Here is an 18,410-nt window from a genome sequence, read left to right as displayed (position 1 = left end):
CAACCATCGCAAGCAGAAACTGCCCTCGTCACGTCGCGATATATAGACCCCTTTTAATCAAAGAGTCAATATCATTTTTTATCTTTTTTTTAAATTTATTGCTTTTTTAAACACCACTATAAATGATGGTTTTTAATCCTTTAAGAATGATAACTTTCAAAGACCGCGTGTTTCCCAAAGAATCCCCACACATCTATTTTATGATTTTGTTTAATACCGAGCCCCGATCCAGCATTGCGATTGTTCTTCAATCTTTCTTCACGCCTATGATAAAGAAAAAACATGGTAATATGAAAAAAAATTGTATTATCTATAAAGATAAACAGCTTCTTGTAGAAAGATACAAAGCTATGCTAGCCTTACGTCGTTTAATATTTGAAAAGTACTCTAAAAATCTATGTGGGATAACGAAACACAGAAAAACGATCCCGGACAAGACCCTGCTCTTGTTGTCAAACGCTTGCGGCCAGCACGCCGAAAGGTTTCTGTCCGTTGGCTCACAGGAACGGTTCTCACGGGAATCACTTCTTGTATTCTGATGGGAATCGCACTCTTTGCCGCGCTCGATGAGCAACAGCGATTGGTAACCCCCCCACAGTGGTTTAAACTCGAAAATCTTTCACGAGCACAAGACCCTGATGCCAATAATAAAGGTGATCGTATTTCCCCGACCCATGCACGACAAAGCTTTGATCGTAAACGCCAATTTGAATTATCCGTTTTACAAAAAAAGGGAGAAGAAAAAGTCATTCAAACACAACGTTTCGAATGGATTCGAATGGCTTTAGCGGAAGAACGCTCACAAAAATATCGTTATCCTAAATTTGATGCTTTAAGCATTATGGCCAGTGATTCGAAAGAACCAATCTCAACACAACAAGCCTCAGGACATATTTATGGAGCAAAAGTGGAAACAAAGATTGTGCTGCGCAGCCGTGATTTAGATATTGATCAGCTAAACTTCAATGCAGCCGATATACTGACCGACGCGGAAGTACAGAAAGAGTTAAAAGACGCTGGATTTTCTTTAGAAAAAAACCATGAACTGCTCTCAATGCTGACACTCATCGACCCTTTAAATCTAGAAAATCTCTCTTCTGATTCTCAGTTTGTAGATACCCCTCAAGTGCGCATTGTTCAAGAAAATGTAACCGTTTCTCCTCAAAGCCACCGCATTGATCTGGCAAAAAACTATGCTGAGGATATTATTCCTATTCGAAAAAAACAAAAAATAGCCGATATCTTCAAAAGCACCAGCTATACAAAAGAGCAAATTGAACAAGTCGTAAGCAATTTAGTCAAGTTTAACCACTCTGATACTCTAAAAGAGGGAAGCCTTTTACGCATCGGTATTGTGACACAAGCAGGAGAAGAGGACCATCTCGTACGCGCAAGTATTTACCAAGGGAAATATCATGTCCTCACCATTGCTCTCAATGATAAGGGGCAGTTTGTTGAAAGTGCAGAACCCCAAATGTCTCAAGCGCTTAAAGCAGCTTTTCATAATGGTATTCCGCATCCTTATATCACAACACAATTACCAACAACTTATGATGCACTCTATACGGCTCTACTTAGCCATAATATATCGCAATCTCTCTCACAACGTCTCATTCGTCTGCTTGCCAACAATATTGATATGAAAAGTCGGATCACACCAACCGATCAGATCGAAATATTTTATGCACTCCCACAACAAAACGGCACAGATAAAGACGAAAAAAAGAACAAAAAAATAAAGAAAAGCCTCCACAACACAGATCCTGAAATTCGCTATATCAGTCTTACCTTCGGCAATACAATCTACAAATATTACCGCTATCAATCAAAAGATGGAACCGTCGATTACTATGATTCAGAAGGAAAAAGCTCAAAACCTTTCTTGCTGCGTAAACCCACACCAAATGGCGTTTTTGGCTCCCCCTTTGGACCACGCAAACACCCTATTTTAGGCTATGTCCGCATGCATACTGGTGTTGATTGGGTTGCCCCAAAAGGATCCCCCATTATTGCTGTCGGCGATGGAATTGTCACAAGGGTAGGTGTGACCGGTGGTTATGGAAACCACACAGAAATTAAACACAGCAATGGTTATATTAGCAGTTATTCACACCAAAGCCGTTATGCACCAGGCATCAAACCAGGTGTTAAAGTGCGTCAAGGACAAATCATTGGCTATGTCGGATCAACGGGAATGGCAACAGGCCCCCATTGTCACTTTGAAATCATTGTCAACGGTGTAAAAGTAGATCCGATGCGCATCCGCATACCGGACAGCAAAGCTTTAACCAATCAAGATTTACAAGCGTTTCTAAAAGAAAAAAATAATATTGATTCCTTGCTAGAGAGCCCGATAACACCTTCTGACGATACTTAAAACATCAAAGCACCGGCAAGTATCTTCCTCACAAAAGCTTATGAACATTTAAAATCTTTCAAAAAATATCCTAGAATTTACAAGAATATTTTAGGGTCTACGGAATTCAAAAATAATCATAGCTTCTATCCCCTTATTCAGGCGTACCGTGGAAATCTAAAAAAGAGCAAACGGTAACTCTTCATATATTCGATTAAGACACTGAAAACCGCATGATTCCCTATATTTTAAAAGATCATAAGGAATAACAAAGTTTAAGTTTTTTCTATAAACATCAAGGAAATAATATAAAACTTACCTTCTTAATTTTCATAGATTTTTATCTTAAATTTTAAATTGAAATTTTCATAAATGTAAAATTATGTAAAACACAAATTGATAAAATTATTATTATAGCTTTGGTTCCTTTTTTTCTTGTCTCAGAAAAAGCGATAGCAATATCTTGTCACGCGCAAAATGAAATAACAGTCTCAAAAGCGCAATCAGAAAAGAAAAATTTAACCATAAAGAAATTGAACAAGAAAAAAATCAAAAAACAATTGCACGTCTCGCAATAAATAAAATAAAGGACTCTTAATAACAAAAATGACCCCAAAATAAATATATATCGAAGTTAAAAGCTTATAATACAAGTTATATTTAATAAAAAATTGTTTTAAAAAACTATATTTTGGAAAATATTATAATATATTATTGTAAATAAAAAACGATCAAATAACCGAGGGGCTAATTTGATGAAATATAAATATACAAATATAAGTATTATTTTTTATCAATATTGAGTTATACAAATTATACTATTGGAGGAGAACAGGAAGTTTCAAAGAGACCTCATGAGGCGACAAAATCAAAAACCAAATTTGGAAATTTAAACCATCCATTAACTGACGAAATTAATTCTCGTCATAAAGCCCAAAAGTCTTCAAATAGCCCAAAGAAAACCTCACCCCAAAACTATACTGTGATCATCATGAGCGATCCGCAAGCATGGCGTTTGGAGTCTGGTGATCCTAACAATAAAACAAACACAGTCCTATGGCTTAAGAAAAATAGGAAAGCTGCAAAAGCAATAAAATCACAAAAACCGACGTTTCATATCGTCAATGGTGACTTAACGGAGTTTGGTCGTAGAGAAACCTACGAAGATTATATCAATACATACAAAAATCTTGGCTCTCCTGTTTATGAAGGGCTTGGTAACCATGATTATGCGATTAATGTCGGTCATTGTATAATGCCTGAAGATAAGAATTTTTCAGGTGATGCATGTACTATAGACACCATCTCTAGAATGATCAAAGAAATCAAAAAATACAAGAACGAACTCCCCCATTTCAATCAAGACATCACGGAGTTGACCAGTCCGTCTAACAAATCTGTTCGTTCTATAGAAGGAAATTTTGGTTACTCGTGGGATTATGGAGATATTCACTACGTACAATTGCACAATTATCCAACTTATACGGTTAATCTAAAACAAAGGGATATGATCACCCATGTTAAGAGCTCTTTGGATTGGCTAAAAAAGATTTAGCTGCTACTGATGCAAGAGGGAAAGTCACTGTTATAAATTTCCACGATGCAAAAGCATTTTTTCCTAATACTTCTTCCCATTTTATTACCCAAAAATTTTCAAGGTCTATCGGTATTTAAATCAATCATTACCTCTCATAATGTTAAAGCAATTTTTGTTGGTCATAGGCATTTTCAAAGTTATTGTCGTGCACAAGATGATAAAGTTTTTGGAAATATACCTGTCTACACGGCATGAGCACTCTTTAGAGGAGACTATTACCACATCAGGGTACAGGGAAAGAATATCCATGTTAAAGCTTAATAATGGCATAACCGGAAAACCTACTTTGATCGAAGATTTAGGCGTGATAGGCACCAATATAGAATTCTTTGAGAGTTGTAGTAATTTATAAAGGAACTTTTTCTTTTCAATCTCAACAAACCAAAAGCGATCTTCAAGTAACCTTGACAAAGCAAACGTTTCTTTTTTCACCCAAACTGAGTATAAAGACGGCAAAAGAAACAGCGATCTTTATACCCCTCAAAACCATAGCTTCAAAAAGGGACTTTTCACCAAACTGTTGCTGTTCAAAAATCAAATAATAAAAACCTAGCTTTTCATACCCACACCATCATCTTTTACAATGAATCACAACGCCCCCTTTAACTGAGAGCCAAATGACAAAGTCTTCAACAATATTTTTACATAGAGGGCAAAAGCATTTTACAAAAGAGACAACTATTTTGTCGAAGCGCAGAGGAAAAGTCTCCATATTAAAGCTTATAGCGTTCTCTTAAAGTCTTATACAAACCTCGTTAATAATGATGCACTCTAATTGATTATCACTCAATTTATACCACAAAAAAGTCATAAAGCTTTGGTTTCGAAGTGAGTATCTCCATAGTTTGATTCAGGAAAGGAAAACGTTCAGTTTAAGAAAAAAATATAAATTGAACAAATAGTTACCAGGAGTTGACCTTAATGGTGTCAATATAAACTGCTTTTGTAAACTCTCTTTTTAGGACCCTCATCCCATCTAAAAATTGTTACAAAATATTTCTTAAAAAATGAATTTGAACAACTCTTAAGAGTTCGCACCCGTTGAATGTTTCAGCAAATATTTTATGGGAGTGTTCTAACTTTGTGTGGATAATTTTATGAAATACAAATATGTGCTAACAACTGCAATTGCTCTAACCATTTTTATATTTATGAATCTTTGTTTTGTTTATGCGCAAAACCTTTCTGTAACCCATGAAACAAGAGAAAGTTTCATCAAAAAATTACCAAAACCTCAATCTCGAGCCTTTGATGATCGTTCAACAGAAGTATATATTGTTAATGAACTCACCTATCCACCGACTTCTATGGTGCTCGTTGATAAAGGTGTCGAGCGTGGCCTATGGAAGTCAGGGGCACATGGAAAGGAATTAGGACCTTCGAGAATCATTGCACCCAGCTCTGTAGGAGAAGTATCCACAACCTCTGATGCTTGGCTTTTTGGCGCCGGTGGATGGGTGAGATATCGTGTTGTAGATGATGGAACTTATTTAACATTCCGATGGTATAATCCCTATCAGGGCGACAGCGAATATTTAGCGACTTCAAGCAACAAAAATTATTATTTTGAAAGAATGGAGGGAAAAGGTAAGAACGCAAGAACAATTTGGTATGTAAAAAGAAAGACTCCCCTAAAAAATTATACTGTCGTCATAGCAGCCGATCCACAGCCATGGCGTTTGGAATCGGGTGATCCGAACGGGCGTGCCAACAGATTCCCATGGATACAAACAAATCAAAAAGTTGCCAAAGCCATAGAATCACACGCCGCTGCATTTTATATTATTAACGGCGACTTAACTGAGTTTGGTCGACCACAAACCTATCAAGACTATGAAAATGTCTATAAAAGCATCGCTTACCCCATCTATGAAGGACTTGGGAACCATGATTACTACAATAATGTTCGAGATTGTATGATACCAATATCAAATCTTTCAAAGGATGCATGTGCCATAAGTGCTGTCAAAAGAATGTTCCAAGAAATGAAGAAATATAGCGCTGCTTTACCTGAGTTTAATCAAGATGTGAAATATTATAAGTCTCCATACTATGATACAACGCGTCTGCGCATAACCGGGAGTTTAAGTTACTCGTGGGATTATGGAGATATTCATTATGTACAACTTCAAAATTATCCAACTTATACAACCACCCTATCGGATGGTCAAACGAACGTACACATAACGAAAGCTTTAAATTGGTTGGAAAAAGATTTAAAGGCTGCTGATAGAAGAGGAAAAGTGACCATTCTCAACTTCCACGATGCGCGTCCCTATTTTAAAGATAAGGATTCTCATTTTCTTCGTCCCAAAAATGCAAAAGATCTCGCTCGATTTAAATCAATTATTATGCGGCACAATGTCAAAGCAATTTTTGTAGGACATCAGCATATGCAATGGGCATGCCGCGCACCAAATGATAAAGTTTTTGGGAAAATCCCTGTATATACAGCAGGCGCACTCTTCAAAGGAGACTACTATCTTGTCGATGTGCGAGGAAAAAACATGATCGTAAAAGCTTACAATGGAAAAACAGGAAAACCATTTTTTGTCAAAGATTTAGGGATAAATGGAGGAAAAATCCCCTTCTTTACCAGTTGTAGTAATTTATAAGAGCGTTTGCTCTTACTCCCTATAAATAAAGTTTTTTGTAAAAAACTTTGAAGAGATAAAAGGTGCATTCTTCAAACTATGCACCTTTTTCATTTCCTGTATTCAGTTTTGGCAAGGGGATGGTAATCTTTGTCCCTCCCAGAGCAGAGGTTTCAAAAAGGGGTTTCTCACCAAACTGCATACAAAGCTGCTCCACAACCAAGCGACCAAGACCTGTTTTTTGTTCTGGCGTTTGACTTTTCATGCCCACACCATCATCCTCCACAATCAACATTAACTGCCCGTTTAGCGCGGGACCAAACGAGATATAAATATGGCCCACACGCTGATGAGGAAAAGCATGTTTTAAGGAATTTGTCAGCAGTTCCCCAAGAATAATTCCAAGGGTAGTTGCATCTCTTGAAGACAACCGACAATCTTTAAAGTTTGTGTGAATAGTTATATTTTCACGCAATTCCAAAGGAACCGCTAACTCGACATCATGGACCACCGAACTGAGAAATTCTGCCAATAAAGTTGTTTCCATATCATCACTCAAACGCAAACGACGATGCGCTGTAGAGATTGTCTGAATACGATCGCGCGCCGCCCCAAGAACAGAGCGCACTTCTTCATTTTTACTACGATTGAGTTGAAGCCCGAGCAAAGAAGACACCGTTCCAAGAGAATTGCCAATGCGATGACTTGCATCTTGTAAGAGTATTTCAACACGTTGCCGTTCTTTTTCGGCATGATTGCGCGCTCTTTCCAATTCTTGCGTCCGTTCCTTTACCCGTGCTTCCAGAGCAATATTTTCACTATGCAGCAACAATTGATACATTTTTAAAGAACGCACATCACGATGAAACCGATTAATGACGAAATAAGCAGAAACAAAAGTACTCACGACAGAAACAATCGCCGCCAATGTTAAAGCTGCCCGCATAAAGGCTATACCCTCGCGCTGTTTTTGCCGCACCACATCATCACCATTAATAAAACTTGTCATCAATTGTGCTAAACGTGCCACTTGAATCTTCTCAGTGCCCGAGGAAGGAAAAGGTTGAGAAGCTTGATCGGGAAATTGATCAAGAGCATTCATATGAGCATTCATAAAATCTTTTCGTGTTTCAACTTCTTCTTTAAAATCTGTAAACCATTCCTGCCATTGCGGATGGGCATGCACAATAAGTGCGATATAATCGAGAATATTTTCAATCTCTTTCTCTGCATTTTCAAAGCGGACTTTATCTTCTACCTTTCGATTTTTGGTATAGCTGCGATCAGCAATTGCCATATCAATCAAACCAATAAGCACCAAATCAGCCTGTTCACGCAATTCTGAACTTGTATTCAACTGTGCTATTTCCCGATCAACAGCATTTGAAAGCAGAATAATAAAAGCTGATGCGAGAAGAGCCATCACAAGAGAAACAACAATTGCCACCCAACGCCAACTTGATATGCTTGAATCAGCCGAAGGGATTTGAGGAAGCAAACGCGTCTTTGTTGTCATAGAATTTCCATTGGCGAACCTGAAATTTGTCACTTTTCAGCACAAAGGAAGACTACTCTAGAGAACAGTATATTAAAGCGCGCTAGATATTTTCATACAGGCTCTTTTTACTTTTCCTAAGCAGACAAACCAAGTTTCTGAATTTCCTCAGATACTGACTTTACCTTAATAGCTATAACGAGAATTAAAAAAACAAGGCTATCAACCATAATTTTTACGCTTTTTTAGCCGTCAAATGAACACAATGTACTTCCCGACGAATAAGAATCAGGACCATAATCGGATTCACCATTCACCTTGAGAAGTTCCTGTAAGCGATTACGTGCCCGGCTAACACGGCTTTTAATGGTGCCAACAGCACAATTGCAAATCGCAGCCGCATCTTCATAAGAAAAGCCCGATGCTCCTATAAGAATAATGGCTTCTCTTTGAGAGGCAGAAAGCATATTTAAGGCTTTTTTAAAATCTTGCAAATCAAGTGACCCATATTGAGCAGGATGAACCGCCACATTTTGCGTTAATATGCCATCAGTGTCTTGAACTTCTCGCCCTTTTTTGCGCATCTGACTGTAAAATTCATTGCGTAAAATCGTAAAAAGCCATGCTTTGAGATTGGTTCCCATCTCAAAACTGTCCTGCTTAGCCCATGCTTTCATAATGGTATCTTGAACCAAATCCTCAGCTCTATCATTTTTACCACTCAAAGAAACAGCAAAAGCTCTCAGAGCAGGAAGAACCAAAAGGAGTTCTTGTTTAAAGTTTTGTACGCGCTTTGTCATAAAGGTTTCACACCTTTTCCACATTGTCTAAGCCAAATTGCTCTGCACGTTCTAATTTTTCTAAGAGTTCCAGCAGACAGCGCGGAAGTGCTTCTTCCTGAATTTCCAGATAAAACTGTCGTAATTTGCGTGCTATTTCACTATTGACCCCGAGAAGATCATCACCAACTGCAAGGTGATTGGTGAGATTTTTTTCATCACGGTCGTTCATTTTTTACCCCCCTAATCCATATAACATCAGTAGCACAAATAAAAATTTTCGCCCTATGGTTGTAAATATAGCTGCAGGTAAAAAGTTCCACACAAAAAAGGAACTTTTTCATCTTCTGAGAATTTCAACCAATAAAGTGCTTTAGAGGTCAAAGGAGTTATACATTATGTCATTATCAACACGCATTGCGCCGCATCTTCCCTATCTTCGCCGTTTTGCCCGCTCTGTCACCGGCAGCCAATCATCTGGCGATGCTTATGTCTCGGCGATGTTGGAAGCATTGATTGCTGATATTTCGATTTTCCCGAATGCATCCAGTGACCGCATTGGAACCTATTGGCTTTTTTGCCACCTTTTTGACCAAACCACACCCAATATACCAGAACCTTTGCCACAATTTGGTCTTGAACAAAAAACCAGTGCCAAATTATCTTATCTCACGCCCCGTGCCCGCCAAGCGTTTTTATTAATTGGTGTTGAAGGCTTTAACGAACAAGAGGCCAGTGAAATCATGGGGCTGAATGCAAAAGAGTTTCGCAAGCTTCTCAACCAAGCCTCAATGGATATTTCCCAACAAATAGCCACCCAAGTAATGATCATTGAAGATGAGCCTCTTATTGCCATGGATATTGAACAAATGGTAGAAAGCCTTGGTCATCAAGTCGTTGGCATAGCACGAACCCGAGATGAAGCTGTCGTGATGTATCATCATAAAAAGCCCCGCTTGATTTTAGCGGATATTCAATTGGCCGATAACAGTTCGGGCATTGATGCCGTCAATGATATTTTACAAAATGACCGCATTCCGGTTATTTTTATCACAGCTTTTCCTGAAAGGTTACTGACTGGAGAGCGTCCAGAACCGACATTTTTAATCACCAAGCCTTTTCATCCAGATATGGTGAAAGCGCTTATTTCCCAAGCTTTATTTTTTCAAGAGAATGCTTCTAAAGCGGCCTAGAATGGAAGTATCACCTCACCATGATCGTGACACCTTTTCCAAAGCCCCCTATGGACACATCACATCTTAGCGCTCTCATGCAGGCAATCCAAAGCGCTAATATTTGTGTTTTATACCAAACAACAAATTTAGACTATGTATGGGCTGAAAATTTACCGCAGTATTTGCATTATAAATGGCGGATGGGGTGTCGTGATAGTGATTTGTTTTCACTCGATCTCGCCGACAATATGGAAACAATCAAATTACAGGTTTTATCCACCGGCAAAATGCAAACCATTGAAGCTCGGTTTGAGGATATGAGCAAACAAGCCATTTGGTATAAATTTTCCATTGATTGCCACCGCAATGATAACGAAGACATTATCGGTATTATCACGACCGGTGTTGATATCTCAGGGCTGCGTCGACGTGAACAGGTCTTGAAAATACTCCTTCGAGAAGTCAGTCATCGTTCTAAAAATCTTCTTGCCATTATCCAAAGTATTGCCAGCCAAACCGCACGCTATACGGAATCGCTTCAGATTTTTTTACGCAAATTTCAAGGAAGGCTGCATTCTCTTTCCCATTCCCAAGATCTTATCACCGAGTCCGATTGGCGTGGTGCCCAATTTCGCGAATTAGTCCAATCTCAAGCTTTGGGTTATTTAATGAAAGAAACAGAACGTTTTTCCATTGACGGTGCCGATCCCTATCTTTTTCCCAATGCTGCGTTGCATATTGGTTTGGCTTTTCATGAACTTATTGTCAATTCTCTTTCTTTTGGTGCCTTATCGCAAGACAAGGGAAATATCTGTATCCACTGTGAAGTTAACACAAAAACAAATGGAAAAATGCAACTCCTCATTACTTGGAATGAAAATTTTGAAGTCAACACGCTTTCGCCCAGCCATAAAAGATCTTGTTTTGGCAGTGCAGTTCTAGAAAAGATTGTTCCTGTTTCTGTCAATGGTTCAGCAACTTTCAAATTAACAGAAGAAGGCATTGTTTATTGCCTGTGTGTTCCTGATACTTATTTTGATGTTTTTTCTTAAAAAATAAAAACACCAAAAATAAACCACGGCTCCCGCCAAGAGCTCTTATGATACCATAACATCGGGATATTTTTTCTCTAAAACGAGCTCCCCTCCCTCCTAGAAGTGCCAAACATATCTCCATAACACAACCGGATAAGGGAACCGGATAAGGGAACCGGATAAGGGAACCGGATAAGGGAACCGGATAAGGGAACCGGATAAGGGAACCGGATAAGGGAACCTTGAATCCTTAAAAACGTTTATTTATCAATAAGAAGCCTATAGGCTGACAAATGCGACCTAAGGCTGTCAACCTTTTATTGAGAAAATATTTTTATGAATAGCCTTGCTTTTATCCTTTTATTGGTTTCATGCTCAGATGACTTTAACAGCTGTTATTCGAACAATAAGATGGTCAAAATTTACCAAACGGCACAAGCCTGTGAGCAATCCCTGATACCTTCTACAAAAAAATTTGCATCCTATGGGCAACAAATCTTTGCTCAATGCACCAGTACAGATGCAAACTTACAGAAACAAAAAATCAAACTGACCTGGTCCGTGACAAACCGAGGCAATTTTTTCCTTAAAAGTGAAAATATAAGTGATCAAACACCTCAATTACACGAAGCAAATATTGTATCAACACCATTGCCTCTTTCATATCTTCTATCCACAAACCTCTTGCACAAAAAACCTTAAAAGCATAAACCCATCATACTAAAAAAAATAATGAATAGGGAAAGAAAGCATGATGGATAATAAGCCAATTGAAACTTCAAAATACCATCACACAAAACAAAATGCCGTTCCTCAAGATACCCCTTTAGATCCCGCAGTTGAACGCGTAAGAAAAAAGCTGGTGCGTTTAATGATTGTATCCATTTCAATAACGCTTATTCTGATTCTTGCCGTCTTAGTTGGTGTTATCTACAAAATTGCAGCAACGGGATCCACTCCAAAACAAATAGCTTCCTTTTCCCCTCATAATCAAAATAATGAAGTCGCCCACCACACACTTTCTTTACCCAAAAACGCAAAGATTTGGTCGCAAAGCCTTTCAGAACACGATATTGTATTTAAAATCTTAACACCCGATGGGCAAGAAAAGTTTATGATTTATAACTATCATACCGGTGCATTGATTGCTGTTTTTTCCGTTAAAACGATAGAAGAGGAAACTTCTCCTCCATTTCCTTAAAGAATATTCTTTAATGATACCGATCCCTATTCTTCTCGCTTAAAGATTTTCTTCAACTGAAGAAGAGTCTACAGTCCGGCGTCGACGTGTTTTTTTCTGTATTTCCTTATCCACCACAAACAAAGAAACAATTCTCAACAACAACACATCTGTTGTGAGTCATTGCTTATCGTGTCCAATACAGTTGAAAACACGAAATACTCAACACAAAAACCAAAGATATAATTGTCCCGAAAAATAAAACCCTGCCCCCTTAAAGAAGACTCCTTAATGATGCCGATCCCTACTCTTCTCGCTTAAACATTTTCTTCAACTGAAGAAGAGGCTACAGTCCGGCGTCGACGTGTTTTTTTCTGTATTTCCTTATCCACCACAGGCATCGACGCGTTTTTTACCAAGGGTGCATCACCATTTTGAGACGTTTCTGATGTTGCACTTGACAACTCAAAATTGGGAAATTCAAGCGATTTTTCTTCTTTAGCTCGTGCTGCACGCCGCCGTACAGGTCGTCTTGTTTTTTTACTAGGCTCAGCATTTTCTTCAACTGAAGATTGTTCTTTCTCACTTTTGCTTTCAAAGACAGCTGTATTTTCTTCCCATGTTTCCTCATTATTCGCATGCCCATTTTGTGCTTTGGCATGATGATGTCCATGACCATTTTTCTGTGAACCTCCCTGAGAGGTATCAGTGGTATCGACCATGTTCTTTTGCTCACCTTCAGCGTTTACTTCACCACATTCTTGCTCGCTGTTTTCATCACGTCGCGCAGACTGTGATGCTTGTCCAGCCGCTGCCAAAATAATACGCAAATAATGTTCAGCATGTTGCAAATAATTCTCTGACATAATGCGATCACCAGCCCCCTGTGCATCACGAGCAAGACTGATGTATTTATCCGCAATCTGTTGTGCATTGCCGCGAATCTTAACGTCCGGACCGCTACTTTCATAATTCCGAGACAACGGATTAGGGCCGCGACGATTATTGTGATTACCATTGCTATTATTGTTACGACCGCGTACCCGTCTATTTTGTTGTGGCCTCATTTTTATCCCTTTTTGGAGTATGTGTGTCTTAATTGACTCTTTATTAACTCTCTATTCACCGCATTATTTTTCAACAATGCTAGTCATGTTTAAAATACGGTTTCAGACTATCCGCGTTTTACTTTACTCAAACGATACCTACTGATATTTGATAAAAGCATATATTTTTTGAAAATCACAAAACAGCAGGGAAACCATAAGCCAAAAAATTCCCTTTTTCTCTGTTAACCGACAGGAAACTAGTGATGTTCATATAAAATGCCAAGTGTTTTTTTTAAAATAGACCATATTTTACTAAAAAAATAACCATCTTGTGGAAAAACAGAAAAGAGAATAAATACGTAATATCCTTAGTAAGAAAACACCCCCTAAGAATGACAGAAATCCTCTTTTGTTCTATAACCACTGATTCTAAAAAACGCCGATATCCCCTACCCTTCGCACACTAAACCTCTCAATATTTCTATCCCACAGTTACGGCACGAACCTATTTCCCCCATAAACATAGCCTTTCTTGCGCGCGAAAGCAACCCCTTTATAAGTGATAATCTACGAATACTCTATAAATCTTTCTAATTTAGAGAGATAGATGAGCGTTAAACATTCTTCAAGCCCTATCCTCGTCACGAGATCAATCTCCTTACCAAAATGCATAAACAACACGATAGGTTCCTCGTTTTGTCTAAAAATAAAATATAAACAAAAGAGAGACCAGGTATAGAAATGTGAAAACACAAATTCAAAAAGGAAACAAACAGTCTTTTACAAAGTCTTTGTAAAAATGAAAATCAACGGAAAGAACGCCAAAACCGATCAATAAGCGCGGGATTATGCGCTTTCCAATTTTTGCTATACTGCCCGATGAGAAAACTTTATTTACAAAACGAACACAGCATTTAATCTATTGACCTCATAATGCTCCAAACACTCATAAAACTGCGAATAAAGAAGTACGTCTTTTTTCTCATTTTATCATGATCAACAAAGGCCAACCGAGAATCTTGAGAATTTTTCTATCCCTTTGAGCCATTTTGGTGCTACTGTTTCTCCGCTCTTCTTAATTAATCAAAAGGATGAACTTTAGGCTTTTATGAAAGCATGGTGAGCGATTTTTGAAACCATCTCTTATCCACAGCCTTCAACCCAATATTTTTCAAAAAAAAGATACGAAGCTCTAAATCATACGAAACAGCAAAAAAACCGATGGCATCCATGGAGATACAACCTTTTAAGCCAAAAGATTCCTTCACAGCAATGGACGGACCATATTTTTATCATTGGCGCTAAATCATATATTCTCTCGCGGCTTTACCGCTGTTAACCAAAACGTAATACCAGAACAAAACAATCTCTGTCCTGCCTATAACACGCCCTTTTCTGCCAGTCTCACCATGGATTCTGCTAACCTTATCATAAACAGTAAAGCACACAAAACCATCAAGCTTTTTTCTTGCCTTATATCTCTGGCACCTCCTGCATAATCAGTGTCGTTTTTTAAGAGATCTACGCCCCCCCTTTCGCGACAGCATCCATGAATGGTATCATAATACTATTTGGTGACTTTGCGACATAGGTTTGGGAAAAGCATATTTTTTAAAAAGAGAATGCCCCCATATTCCATACCATTCTCTTTTTTAAGAAAGCATCGCCGTTACAAAATAGATATTCTTCAAAACTTACTATTTTTCATCCCCTAACATTATTAAAGTTACTTGGGTGAAATTTATTGAGACATTTAAAAGTAATGGCGTGCTTTTCCTTCTTTTTCACTGATCAAACAATCGCGTAAGAGAAAATAATTTCCATCCCCTGGTCGCACCATTTTCATACATTGTTTTTTTGTTGCATTGGAAAGTGCATCCCACATTTCACGAACAGCAAAATAAGCTTCACTTTCCAAATTAATACAACGCTGATACATTTCCCCCTTCATATTGGGCATCACTGAAGCAGAAATTTCTTTGCAATACACACGTGAATCAAAGACAGGGATTGCCAATTCGACAGGTGCTTTTTGTGCCATTTGTTGGTGGGAAGAAAAATAACCAATCATTTTTATGATGACAAAACAACACACAGCAACGGAAAAAAGCAACAACCCCAAAAAAGCGATCTTTCGATATAATTTTTTGAAATAAGCCCTTTGCCTTGCACGGATTCTGTTTTCCATAAAAATAGTACCCTTTAATAATCTTAAGAGAAGCCTTTTGACAGTAAAAAAAACGAGAAAAACGCCAATACACACACGCGATATTGCCGCAAAAAACCATTAATCTTTTTATATCAAAACACTTTTTTCCTTGTATGATAAGTATTTATTCCCTTTTTATGATTGATCATACTGATTGGAATCTTATTCATGTGCTTTATAAAAAAGCTACAGAGCCATTACCATAAGAACTTATTGATGTAAAACCCCATGAGAAACGCCGCATAGATTTGTTTCATCAAAATAAAAGGCAATAAACGCTGCTTCTCTGACAGAAGTCTCCCATACGCTTTTATATGCATATCATGCTGAATCATATCAACAAAAACTTCATTTTGTTTTTCATACACACCCCAAGACAGTCCATATAAAACAAAAAAACACGTGCTCAATATTTATAATAGAATGCATTGATAAATGATCAAACCCCTCAATATCATTGGACCATCATCAATAACATATCTCTATACTCTCCAACCTTATGAAGAGAAAATATGTATAGAAACTTTATACATATTGCCCAAAATTTCAAAAAAAACTGTTGAAATGATCCTCAACACTATAAAATGCTGGAATAACATCGCCCCTCTTTTCTAAATCTTGCACCACAAGCCCCCCCATCACAATATTGCCCCTAGATGCTTTTATAAATTCTGCTAACCTCCTTCACTCATTAACCTTGTCATCTACCTTTTCACACAGACTTCTCCAAATTTTGCGTTCCCCTTTCTTTTTTTGAAATAGAATTTTTTCATACTTCATTAAAAAAATAGAGACATCAATCCTCGCCTTACACATCTTATATTATTTGTTATATTATTTGACGTGGGTTCATAAAACCCAGTCTTCTCCCTTTGGAATTGAAAAATAACATCATCAAACTGCCGGAGGAAGCAATAAAGAAACGTAGAGAAGACCACATTTCTTTTTACCGACACATTTCAATCTTCAATAACAAAGGCTCCCCCCCAGAAAAAAGATGAAGTGGAAAGGAATAGTCACTCTATAATAAAGTCGGAATTGAAAAACGATAATGTTGATAGCAGCACAATAAGAGACAACCGCAATAAAAGACAATCATGGTGCTGATGCACAAAACCTTGAACAGAAACGCGTTCATCGTGACAGCAGATTGCGCGACTTCATGTTTTTCATCCCAATATGCAAATACACGAACAAAATCTATAAACTTTAGAGGAAAAACCACTCCATCCATAAAAAACGCCATCAATAAACCATCCCGAGCAGTAAACGCATCATTTGCCCTCATAATCTGGCAAAAAGATTTAAACAGATAACATATTGATTTATAAAGATATAATGATCATTATACAACTTACGTCATAGCGCTCAATATGATAAAATTATAAAATTTTCTCGCCATTTCCCCTCTCACATTAAAACAATCAAAATCTCTTGCTTGCACATCATGGGCAAGGTCAGCATATGGGTAAAACACAAGAAGATAAGGCGTAAAAAGCCCCCTTCGCTTCAAAAAGTCTGGTGGAATATCCCACGCGCGCGCCATGATGCGTGCTGGCTTTGCGCCTTCACAAGCATAAAGATGATGTCGCTCAATGGCTTTTTCCATTCACGAACACCGTTGTAAAATAGACGTGGAAACGTTAAAATAGATTTCTTTAAAAAGAGCATTAGCAATAAAATAGCGTTCTGTTTTGCATGAAAATCATGCTCCATAAATGCATAAAACCCATGCCCATTAAGGAGCGTAAAAAACGTGAAACAATGCGTGCTCTCTATTCTTTAAAGGACATCACTCTAGAGACTTTTGAAAGTTGTAAAACTTCAATGAAAGGATGATGACAAGGTGAATGATTGGCTTCTGCCTTTATCTTGCCAGCCTTTATATGCTACTAAAATGAAGCGGTCTTCCCATTTTAGAAATGACACAGAAAAACCCAACACGCATGCTCCCAGTATGAAAAAATGGATAAAGCGCACTCCTTTTGCCCAGCTTTCCCACCATTTCAAACACGCTGTGGACTTTGAAATATTGCTTGATCGATAACAAGAAAAGCACAGATTTTGTCAAGAAAAACACAACAGCCGTAGACATATTGGTTAAAAAGCGAGCCATTTTCTCCGCAAGAACTTTCTAAAATGCTGTTTTTTTTTACAAAAAAGTTTCGATCAAGAAACCATCCCTTTTCGCCCAAAAAAATGGAGGCATATGAGGAATCATAAGAGCACTTTTATCGCAACATGTGCACACTTAAGAACCAAGAGATCATAGTATTATAGGCATCAGCCACCAACGCCCCTCTTGAATGAAACCCTCCACACCATAAGTTTCATAGCTTGTTTATATGAAAGAAAATAAAGTCATTCACGCATAAATTTGATATAGGGGACGGTTTAAAGAGGAGAATAATGTCAACCGCGCTTAACACAAGGGCTTAAAACAGGCCCCAAAAGATCTCAACCACCTCTCTCGTCTCAGGATTTTCATTGTTCGCTTTCTTAATCATCCCAACTTATGAGTCCTTTAAGGACGTTAAGGTCTTTGATAGCTGTGTTCAATTTTTTTTCTAAAACATCCATTCTCTTTGCGAGCGTTTCGGTATTTTTGCCCTTTTTTTGATCAAAGCGCGCAATATCTTGCCTCAAAAGAGCGTTTAAAGGCGCATGGCCCATTCTGCCACTGGCATAAAGAACCACACGAACATGTTCAGGATCATCAATATCAGAAATAGAAAATGGAAAAAGCGCCATAATGTTCTCCCCTTTTGACACACAAATTATATTGGCAAAAACGACTCTCTTGATAGGCATTTGCATATTTTTAGTGAAAAATTGATGCAAACACGCCACGCCACGCCACGCCACGCCACGCCACGCCACGCCACGCCACGCCACGCCACGCCACGCCACGCCACGCCACGCCACGCCACGCCACGCCACGC

The 18,410-nt window shown here is 38.2% G+C and carries 13 protein-coding genes and 1 pseudogene; 7 read left to right on the top strand and 7 right to left on the bottom strand.

Annotated elements, in window-relative coordinates; translation table 11 throughout:
• The first annotated feature begins 397 nt into the window (after positions 1-397).
• The 3 genes and pseudogenes from ABID23_RS06925 (at position 398) to ABID23_RS06915 (ending at position 6,568) form a co-directional block, all read left to right on the top strand.
• Entirely contained in the window at positions 398-2,377 is a 1,980-nt protein-coding gene (locus ABID23_RS06925) for a M23 family metallopeptidase (protein WP_354190628.1), read from the top strand.
• 970 nt (positions 2,378-3,347) lie between these two features.
• Positions 3,348-4,305 (top strand): annotated as a pseudogene (locus ABID23_RS06920) (metallophosphoesterase).
• Between the two features lie 745 nt (positions 4,306-5,050).
• A complete protein-coding gene (locus ABID23_RS06915) occupies positions 5,051-6,568 on the top strand; it encodes a metallophosphoesterase (protein ID WP_354190626.1) in 1,518 nt (505 codons plus the stop codon).
• Between the two features lie 76 nt (positions 6,569-6,644).
• Here the strand turns inward: ABID23_RS06915 and ABID23_RS06910 are convergent, their stop codons facing one another.
• The 3 genes from ABID23_RS06910 to ABID23_RS06900 form a co-directional block, all read right to left on the bottom strand.
• Positions 6,645-8,063, bottom strand: coding sequence for a sensor histidine kinase (locus ABID23_RS06910; protein WP_354190624.1), 1,419 nt, complete (start codon positions 8,061-8,063; stop codon positions 6,645-6,647).
• 224 nt (positions 8,064-8,287) lie between these two features.
• Positions 8,288-8,842: an RNA polymerase sigma factor gene (locus ABID23_RS06905; protein ID WP_354190622.1), complete on the bottom strand. Its 555-nt coding sequence runs from the start codon at positions 8,840-8,842 to the stop codon at positions 8,288-8,290.
• A 7-nt stretch (positions 8,843-8,849) separates the two neighbouring features.
• On the bottom strand, positions 8,850-9,053 hold the full coding sequence (locus tag ABID23_RS06900) for a NepR family anti-sigma factor (RefSeq protein WP_354190620.1): 204 nt from the start codon (positions 9,051-9,053) through the stop codon (positions 8,850-8,852).
• A gap of 166 nt (positions 9,054-9,219) precedes the next feature.
• On the opposite strand from ABID23_RS06900, the gene ABID23_RS06895 reads away from it, so the two are divergent.
• From ABID23_RS06895 to ABID23_RS06880, 4 genes are all read left to right on the top strand, one after another.
• On the top strand, positions 9,220-10,014 hold the full coding sequence (locus tag ABID23_RS06895) for a response regulator (protein ID WP_354190618.1): 795 nt from the start codon (positions 9,220-9,222) through the stop codon (positions 10,012-10,014).
• Positions 10,015-10,034: 20 nt separating this feature from the next.
• On the top strand, positions 10,035-11,048 hold the full coding sequence (locus tag ABID23_RS06890; protein ID WP_354190616.1) for a PAS domain-containing sensor histidine kinase: 1,014 nt from the start codon (positions 10,035-10,037) through the stop codon (positions 11,046-11,048).
• 318 nt (positions 11,049-11,366) lie between these two features.
• Positions 11,367-11,732 carry a hypothetical protein gene (locus ABID23_RS06885; protein WP_354190614.1) on the top strand — a complete coding sequence of 122 codons (366 nt, stop codon included), beginning with the start codon at positions 11,367-11,369 and terminating at the stop codon, positions 11,730-11,732.
• Positions 11,733-11,781: 49 nt separating this feature from the next.
• On the top strand, positions 11,782-12,231 hold the full coding sequence (locus ABID23_RS06880) for a hypothetical protein (protein WP_354190612.1): 450 nt from the start codon (positions 11,782-11,784) through the stop codon (positions 12,229-12,231).
• Positions 12,232-12,527: 296 nt separating this feature from the next.
• Here the strand turns inward: ABID23_RS06880 and ABID23_RS06875 are convergent, their stop codons facing one another.
• The 4 genes from ABID23_RS06875 to ABID23_RS06860 all read right to left on the bottom strand — a co-directional run bounded on the left by ABID23_RS06875 (position 12,528) and on the right by ABID23_RS06860 (position 18,219).
• The gene (locus ABID23_RS06875; RefSeq protein WP_354190610.1) at positions 12,528-13,277 is read right to left on the bottom strand and encodes a DUF4167 domain-containing protein; all 750 of its coding nucleotides are present in this window, start codon (positions 13,275-13,277) and stop codon (positions 12,528-12,530) included.
• Positions 13,278-15,012: 1,735 nt separating this feature from the next.
• Positions 15,013-15,447: a hypothetical protein gene (locus ABID23_RS06870; RefSeq protein WP_354190608.1), complete on the bottom strand. Its 435-nt coding sequence runs from the start codon at positions 15,445-15,447 to the stop codon at positions 15,013-15,015.
• A 1,375-nt stretch (positions 15,448-16,822) separates the two neighbouring features.
• Positions 16,823-17,077, bottom strand: a complete 255-nt coding sequence (locus ABID23_RS06865; RefSeq protein WP_354190606.1) for a hypothetical protein — start codon at positions 17,075-17,077, stop codon at positions 16,823-16,825.
• Positions 17,078-17,967: 890 nt separating this feature from the next.
• Positions 17,968-18,219 (bottom strand): hypothetical protein, encoded by a 252-nt coding sequence (locus ABID23_RS06860; protein WP_354190604.1) that lies wholly within the window; start codon positions 18,217-18,219, stop codon positions 17,968-17,970.
• Between the last annotated feature and the right edge of the window lie 191 nt (positions 18,220-18,410).

Origin of the sequence: Bartonella silvatica (assembly GCF_040545155.1) — a bacterium.
GTDB classification, from domain to species: domain Bacteria; phylum Pseudomonadota; class Alphaproteobacteria; order Rhizobiales; family Rhizobiaceae; genus Bartonella; species Bartonella silvatica.
Note: the sequence above shows the minus strand (reverse complement) of the source record. Positions and strands in the feature narration are given on the sequence as shown.